This is a genomic window from Bradyrhizobium sp. PRIMUS42 (assembly GCF_023006515.1).
Classification (GTDB): Bacteria; Pseudomonadota; Alphaproteobacteria; order Rhizobiales; family Xanthobacteraceae; genus Bradyrhizobium.
Genome location: NZ_JALBGZ010000356.1, coordinates 1 through 6,510 on the forward strand (window position 1 = coordinate 1; position 6,510 = coordinate 6,510).

At 63.5% G+C, this 6,510-nt stretch carries 7 protein-coding genes; 1 reads left to right on the forward strand and 6 read right to left on the reverse strand.

Going from position 1 to position 6,510, the window contains the following annotated elements:
- From MOV75_RS23225 to MOV75_RS23235, 3 genes are all read right to left on the reverse strand, one after another.
- Nucleotides 1-726, reverse strand: a 726-nt coding sequence (locus MOV75_RS23225; RefSeq protein ID WP_247006683.1) for an efflux RND transporter permease subunit, incomplete at its 3' end; no start/stop codon positions are given.
- 267 nt (nucleotides 727-993) lie between these two features.
- Nucleotides 994-2,100: an efflux RND transporter periplasmic adaptor subunit gene (locus MOV75_RS23230; RefSeq protein ID WP_247006684.1), complete on the reverse strand. Its 1,107-nt coding sequence runs from the start codon at nucleotides 2,098-2,100 to the stop codon at nucleotides 994-996.
- A gap of 238 nt (nucleotides 2,101-2,338) precedes the next feature.
- Nucleotides 2,339-3,679 (reverse strand): MFS transporter, encoded by a 1,341-nt coding sequence (locus tag MOV75_RS23235; protein WP_247006685.1) that lies wholly within the window; start codon nucleotides 3,677-3,679, stop codon nucleotides 2,339-2,341.
- Nucleotides 3,680-3,757: 78 nt separating this feature from the next.
- On the opposite strand from MOV75_RS23235, the gene MOV75_RS23240 reads away from it, so the two are divergent.
- Nucleotides 3,758-4,204 carry a DUF2809 domain-containing protein gene (locus MOV75_RS23240; protein ID WP_247006686.1) on the forward strand — a complete coding sequence of 149 codons (447 nt, stop codon included), beginning with the start codon at nucleotides 3,758-3,760 and terminating at the stop codon, nucleotides 4,202-4,204.
- Between the two features lie 84 nt (nucleotides 4,205-4,288).
- Here the strand turns inward: MOV75_RS23240 and MOV75_RS23245 are convergent, their stop codons facing one another.
- The 3 genes from MOV75_RS23245 to MOV75_RS23255 all read right to left on the reverse strand — a co-directional run bounded on the left by MOV75_RS23245 (nucleotide 4,289) and on the right by MOV75_RS23255 (nucleotide 6,188).
- Nucleotides 4,289-5,449: a winged helix-turn-helix domain-containing protein gene (locus MOV75_RS23245; protein WP_246930791.1), complete on the reverse strand. Its 1,161-nt coding sequence runs from the start codon at nucleotides 5,447-5,449 to the stop codon at nucleotides 4,289-4,291.
- Between the two features lie 119 nt (nucleotides 5,450-5,568).
- Complete coding sequence (locus tag MOV75_RS23250) at nucleotides 5,569-5,823, reverse strand: hypothetical protein (RefSeq protein WP_246930793.1); 255 nt, start codon at nucleotides 5,821-5,823, stop codon at nucleotides 5,569-5,571.
- A 119-nt stretch (nucleotides 5,824-5,942) separates the two neighbouring features.
- Nucleotides 5,943-6,188 carry a hypothetical protein gene (locus MOV75_RS23255; RefSeq protein ID WP_246930795.1) on the reverse strand — a complete coding sequence of 82 codons (246 nt, stop codon included), beginning with the start codon at nucleotides 6,186-6,188 and terminating at the stop codon, nucleotides 5,943-5,945.
- Nucleotides 6,189-6,510 lie beyond the last annotated feature (322 nt).

Here is a 6,510-nt window from a genome sequence, read left to right on the forward strand (position 1 = left end):
CTTGGCGCCGTCGAGCGCACCGGTGACGCGCAGCGGCACGCGCTGCGAGGAGGTCTCGACCGTGCCGGCCGGCGTCACGTTGTTCTGCTTGGCGAGCGAATCGAACAGCGCCTGCGGCGTGATGCCGAGGGTCGCGAGCTTGGCGTGGCTGAATTCGACGAAGATGCGCTCGTCCTGATTGCCGTAGACGTCGACCTTGGTCACGCCCGGCACCTTGAGGAGGCGCTGACGGAAGCCTTCGGAGACTTTCTTGAGCTGGGCATAGTCGGCGCCGTCGCCGGTCATCATGTAGAGGATGGAGTCGACGTCGGAGAACTCGTCGTTGACGACGGGTCCCAGAATGCCCGAGGGCAGCTGGCCCTGTACGTCGATCACCTTCTTGCGCAGCAGATAGAAGAGATAAGGCACCTCCTTCGGCGGCGTATCGTCGCGGAACGTCACCTGCAGCGCGGCGAAGCCGGGCTTGGAATAGGTCTGCACCTTGTCGAAATAGGGCAGCTCCTGGAGCTTCTTCTCGATGGGATCGGCGACCTGGGTCTGCATCTCCTGCGCGGTCGCGCCCGGCCAGATCACGGAGACGTTGACCACCTTCACCGTGAAGAACGGATCCTCGGCGCGGCCGAGCTTCTGATAGGAGAAGAAGCCGGCGACGCCGAGCATGATCATCAGGAACAGGACCAGCGTCGGATGGCTGACGGCCCAGGCCGAAAGGTTGAAGCGCTTCATCGCTCTCTCCGAAAAGACGATCCAGTTGCCAAAAACACGACAGCCACTCTATTCAACCCATCATCGCGAGGCAGCGAAGCAATCCAGGGGGCTGGCAGATTCTGGATCGCTTCGCCGCTTCAGCCTTCGCATTTGCGCTCGGGCCGAAACTCGCCTCGCAACGATGGAACTCACTTTTCTTGTCATTCCGGGATGGTCCGAAGGACCAGACCCGGAATCTCGAGATCCCGGGTTCGATGCTTTCGCATCGCCCCGGAATGACAGAAGTTAAAAGGACAGTGACGACACGATCCGCACCTTCTGGCCCGGATCGAGCTTCTGCACACCGAGGGCGACGATCTTGGCGCCCTCGTCGACACCACCGGTGATGATGACGTCGCTGCTGTCGTAGGACTTCACCACAACCGGCTTCAGGGTGAGCGCGCCGTTGTCGTCGACGACGTAGAAGGACGGCTTGCCGCCTTCGTTGAACAGCGCCGACAGCGGCAACCGCGCGACGCGCTCGGTGGCCGCGTCAGACAGCGTCAGCGTCGCGGTCATGCCGAGCGCGACCTTGTCGTCGGCCTCGGGCAGCGAGAACTTTGCCAGATAGGTGCGCGTGGCCGGATCGGCCGTCGGCGCGATCTCGCGCAGCTTGGCCGTGTACTTCTTGTCCGGCTCGGACCACAGAGTGACGCTGGCGACGCCCGACTTGGCACGCCCGACCAGCGTCTCAGGGATCGCGACGACCGCTTCCTTCTCGGCAAAGCGGGCGACGCGGATCGAAGCCTGGCCCGCGCCGACCACCTGGCCGGGCTCGATCAGCGTTGCGGTGACGACGCCACGGGCGTCGGCGTTGAGCGTCGCGTAGGAAAGAGAATTCTTGGTCAGCTCGACCGCGCGCTCAGCCCGGTTCAGGCGCGCGCGGGCCTCGTCGGCAGCGGCACGGCTCGAATCCATCTGGGCATCCGTGGTCCAGCCCTTGGCCTTCAGGTCCTTGGCGCGCTGCTCGGCGGCGGCCGCCTGGGCCAGCACGCCGGTCGCAGCGGTCTGCTCGGCCAGCGCCTGCTCGGCCTGGAGCTTCAGATCGACCTCGTCGAGAGTCGCGAGCGGCTGGCCGATCTCGACGGTCTGGCCGACTTCAACCAGACGCTTTGCAACCTTGCCGGCGACGCGGAAACCGAGGTCACTCTCGATCCGCGGCCTGATGGTGCCGACGAAGCTGCGCTCCGGGGTCTCGGCATCATAATGCGCGGTTGCGACCAGAACCGGCCGCGGGGGCTCAGCCTTCTCGGCGACGGTATCATTGCACCCGGCCAGCGAAGCTGCCATCAGGGCCAGCGCAACTCCGGCCAACAGCTTGGTATAGCTCGATAAAATCGACCGGACGAACATCGAAGGACACTCCTGCATCTCGGATGAGAGGAATGTCGACTAATCACTGATAAAAGTCAATAATCGTCAGTCATCAGGAATCCGTGATCGTTAAGGGGTGGTAAGGAGCGCATAGGCGGTTGCTATGGGGTGCTATTGTAGGGTGGGCAAAGCGGAGCGTGCCCACCGCCTCCGTCATTGCAGGGCAATATGGTGGCACGGCGCGAAGAGCGCCTTTGCCCACCCTCCGAAACTCGCCTCACCGCCGCTGCTCGACAAACTCGTGCTTGGTGTCATGGCCGCCCACGAACACCAAAATGCCGGCGATCAGCGGCAGCGCGGCGAGCACCAGCAGACCGGTTGAGGTCTGCCCCGTGGCTTCCTTGACCCAGCCGATCAGATAGGGCCCGCCGAAGCCGGCGAGATTGCCGATCGAGTTGATCAGGGCAATGCCACCGGCGGCCGCGGTGCCGGAGAGCCAGGCGGTCGGCAGGGTCCAGAACACACCGAAGCAGCAGAACACGCCGATCGCGGCAACCGTCAGCACCACCATCGTCATGGTCGGATCGGTGAGATAGCTGGAGACGGCGAGCGCGACGGCGGTGAGCAGCAGCGGCGCACCGACATGCATCACGCGCTCGCGCGTGGCATCGGAATGCCGCGCCCACAGGATCATGGCGATGGTGCCGAACAGATACGGGATCGCGGTGACGAAGCCGGTCTGCGCATTGGTCAACCCGAACGCCTTGACGATCTGCGGCAGCCAGAACTGCATGCCGTAGAGCGCGCCGACGAAGCCGAAATAGATCAGGCTGAGCGCGATCACCTTGGGCGAGGACAGCGCTTCGCCCAGCGAGAAATGCTTCACCGCCTGCTTGGCCGCGACCTCCGAATCGAGCTTCGCCTTAAGCCACGCCTTCTGCTCGGCCGACAGCCAGTCCGCCTTCTCCGGCCTGTCGGTGAGATAGAACCAGGTGACGATGCCGATCAGCACGGACGGAATGCCCTCGATGATGAACAGCCACTGCCAGCCCTTCAGGCCCATCATGCCGTCGAGCCCGAGCAGCAGGCCGGAGACCGGTGCACCGATCACGGTCGAGACCGGCACGGCGACGGCGAAGGCGGCGAGGAAGCGGGCGCGATATTCGGCAGGGTACCAATAGGTGAGATAGAGGATGATGCCTGGGAAGAAGCCGGCCTCGGCGACACCGAGCAGGAAGCGAAGGACGTAGAAGCTGGTGACGCCGCTGACGAGCGCCATCAGCGCGGAGATGATGCCCCAAGTCACCATGATGCGGGCGATCCAGCGGCTGGCGCCGAATTTCTCCAGCGCCAGATTGCTCGGCACCTCGAAGATGAAATAGCCGATGAAGAAGATGCCGGCGCCCCAGGAGAAGATCAGCGGCGTGAATTTCAGTTCCGCATTCATGGTCAGCGCGGCGAAGCCGAGATTGACGCGGTCGAGATAGGAGAAGAAGTAGGCCAGCACAAGGAACGGAATCAGGCGCCAGGAGATAGCGCGAATTGTCGACGTCTCGATTTCGCTCTTGGCATTCTTGGCACCGCCGGCGGAACCGGCATAGGTGGTGGTCTGGCTCATGGCTTTCCCCGGGTTGTTGCTTTTCTAGGGCTGGGCGCGGTTTTGAGCATCGCGGGCAAAGAGTCAATGGAGCGAGCAATGCGCGCAGCGCAGCCGGATAAACCTGTTGCGCCGTTACGGACATCGCTGATCCGCGCCGCCCTCGCCCTCGCGGTGATCGTCTGCGGATTGTCCCTGCGCTGGTACGGCTTTCCATTCGGCCTGCCTGCCTTCGTCGTGAAGTATGGCGGCTCGCTATTGTGGGCCACGATGGTGTTTCTGCTGGCCGGGGTCTTGCTGCCGCAGCTGTCGCGCAGCCAACTCACAGCCATCGCGGCGATCATCGCAGTCGTCGTGGAATTCTCCCGGCTGATTCACACGCCATGGCTCGATGCATTCCGGCTGACGACGGCCGGCGCGCTGCTGCTCGGGCGTATCTTCTCGCTGTGGAATTTGGTGGCGTATGCAATGGGGATTGCGTTCGGCGTTTTGGCCGATCGGGTGACTACAGTGCACGGTCTCGTAGGGTGGGCAAAGGCGCCTTAGCGCCGTGCCCACGATTTCTCTCCACGGGAGACGGGCGTGGGCACGCTTCGCTTTGCCCACCCTACGAGACCGGTGTTTTGCAACTCACTCCGCCAGCTGAAACCGCTCGAAGCGATCAAGCTCATCCTCGATCACCCGCTTGAGCTCCTTGCGCCCTGCCGTCTTCTTCCCCTGCCCGACCCAGGTCCATTTCTGCATCAGCAGCTTCTTGGCCTGCCGGTCCGTCTTCAGGTCGAGCGCCGCGACGATCTCGTCGCCGACCAGCACCGGCAGCGCAAAATAGCCGAGCTTGCGTTTCGCCTTCGGCACATAGGCCTCGAACAGGTGGTTGTAACCGAAGATGAGATTGGTGCGCTTGCGCTGGATGATCAGGGGATCGAACGGCGAGAGGATGTGGACGAGATCGGGCGACACGTCATGCGGCTCGAGCGCGGCGGGCAAGGCCCAATGCTCCTGCTTGCCGGCGCCCTCGAGCGCGATCGGCACGAGTTCGCCGCGGCGGACGCGCGCGGCGATCAGGCTCGCGACCGCCTTCTTGCGCGGCGCATCGAGATGACAGATCGAATCGAGGCTCACCACCCCTTGCGACCGCAATGCGCGGTCGAGCAGATAGGACGAGATCTCCCTTGCCGAGGCGGGCCTCGGCAGCTTGTCCCAGCTGAAATGACGCGTCATCAGCTCGTAAGTCTTGAGCATGCCCTGCCGCTCGCTGATGGTCACGGCGCCGGTATAGAAGGCAAGCTGCAACGCCCGCTTCGAGGGCTTGCGGCTCTGCCACAGGTGCTCCTTCTCGGTGAGCACGTCGTCCTCGATGTCGCGGATCGTCAGCGGACCGGCACGCACCAGCCGCATCACCTTGCGCGTGTCGGCCGGCTTCACCGAGGCGAACCATTTGTGCCCCTCGCGGCGGTGCTCGCGCATCGCCGGCAGGAAGAAACGGAAGTCGTCAGCCGGAACGTAAGAGAGCGCGTGTGTCCAATATTCGAACACGCGTTTGTCGACGCTCTGGGCGTGGCGCAGATCGGCGCGGCGGTAGGACGGGATACGGCTGAACAGGATATGGTGATGGCAGCGCTCGATGACGTTGATGGTGTCGATCTGCACATAGCCGAGATGAGCCACCGCGTCCGCGACGGCCTGCGCTCCGTCGCCGAACGGGGCGCGCTGATCCAGCCGCTGGGCGTGCAGCCAGATCTGCCGGGCCTGTGTCGTGGTGAGGGAGAGCGGTTTTAGAGCGCGGGACATTACGGGACGCAATGTAGCGGGATTCGCGCCGGGAGAAAGCAGCGGACCTGAAACAACCAAGGAAAAAGAAGCCGCGCTGCCATCTGCTGACAGCGCGGCGGTTTCGATGCGGGCCAGGCCTACTTCGCCGTCATCGCCTTTTGCGACTTCATGTAGTGCATGCAGGCGCTCTTCATCTTGCCATTGCTCATGTCGGTGTTGGCCATGGCCATTTCCTTGTTGGACGCCATCTTGGCCGGGGAGTCGGGCGTGCCGCCCATCGCGGCGGCGGACTTCATCATGTTGTCCTTGGTGCACGCCATCATTGCCGCGGATGCGGGTGACAGCGAAAGCGTGAACGCGACAAAGGTTGCGGCCATGAGCAAGGTCTTCATCGAAACGTCTCCTCCATAAAACGAAACCGGCGTCATACCGGCCTTCGCAATTACGTATTCTCCAGCACAGACGTTTCGCGGAGAAGACAATTTTCTTGCTGCGATGCAAAGACGGTGTCTCAGCGGCCATCCCTCGGCGCCTTGGGCCGGTCACCGAGGCTTCCGGTGGCGACATCCGGCTCGCACAAGGCCCTGCCGCGCCCCTCCGCCTGGCAGCGATAGACGTTGCCGGTGAGGCGGTCGACTAGCCACATGTTCTCGTCGGTCGGCGCTTCGATCCCGACATAGCGGGAGGTCAGCCCCGTGATCAGGGTCGACAGCAGGATCGCCACCGCGATCATCGCCGCGCCGATGTAGATGGGCATGGAGTTCAGAAAGGCTGTCCGATCCGGCGGGCCGCTACGATAAAACTGATAATCACTCGGCCTAGGCACTGGATGGAACTCGGCTCCCCTCGGGTTGTCGGATCAAAAGTCCTGCTAGCCGCGCATCTAGCCTAATTCTTGTTCGCAGGCGGACCATCGCGGGACGGCTTTGCGACGATCAGTGTGCAAGGGTTTCTGGAACGAAGCGGCGGCCCGAACAACCCGCCCATCATACCTCCGAACAGACCGCCGGCGGGACCGCCCGTCGGAGCGCCACCGCCGCCGCTATGATAGCGCCGGCCGCCACCGCCGGTGGAACGGC

Excerpts from the sequence above, each read along its gene's own strand:
- MOV75_RS23230 (WP_247006684.1), bottom strand. The coding sequence starts at position 2,100 with ATGTTCGTCCGGTCGATTTTATCGAGCTATACCAAGCTGTTGGCCGGA.
- MOV75_RS23235 (WP_247006685.1), bottom strand. The coding sequence starts at position 3,679 with ATGAGCCAGACCACCACCTATGCCGGTTCCGCCGGCGGTGCCAAGAAT.
- MOV75_RS23240 (WP_247006686.1), top strand. The coding sequence starts at position 3,758 with ATGCGCGCAGCGCAGCCGGATAAACCTGTTGCGCCGTTACGGACATCG.
- MOV75_RS23245 (WP_246930791.1), bottom strand. The coding sequence starts at position 5,449 with ATGTCCCGCGCTCTAAAACCGCTCTCCCTCACCACGACACAGGCCCGG.
- MOV75_RS23250 (WP_246930793.1), bottom strand. The coding sequence starts at position 5,823 with ATGAAGACCTTGCTCATGGCCGCAACCTTTGTCGCGTTCACGCTTTCG.
- MOV75_RS23255 (WP_246930795.1), bottom strand. The coding sequence starts at position 6,188 with ATGCCCATCTACATCGGCGCGGCGATGATCGCGGTGGCGATCCTGCTG.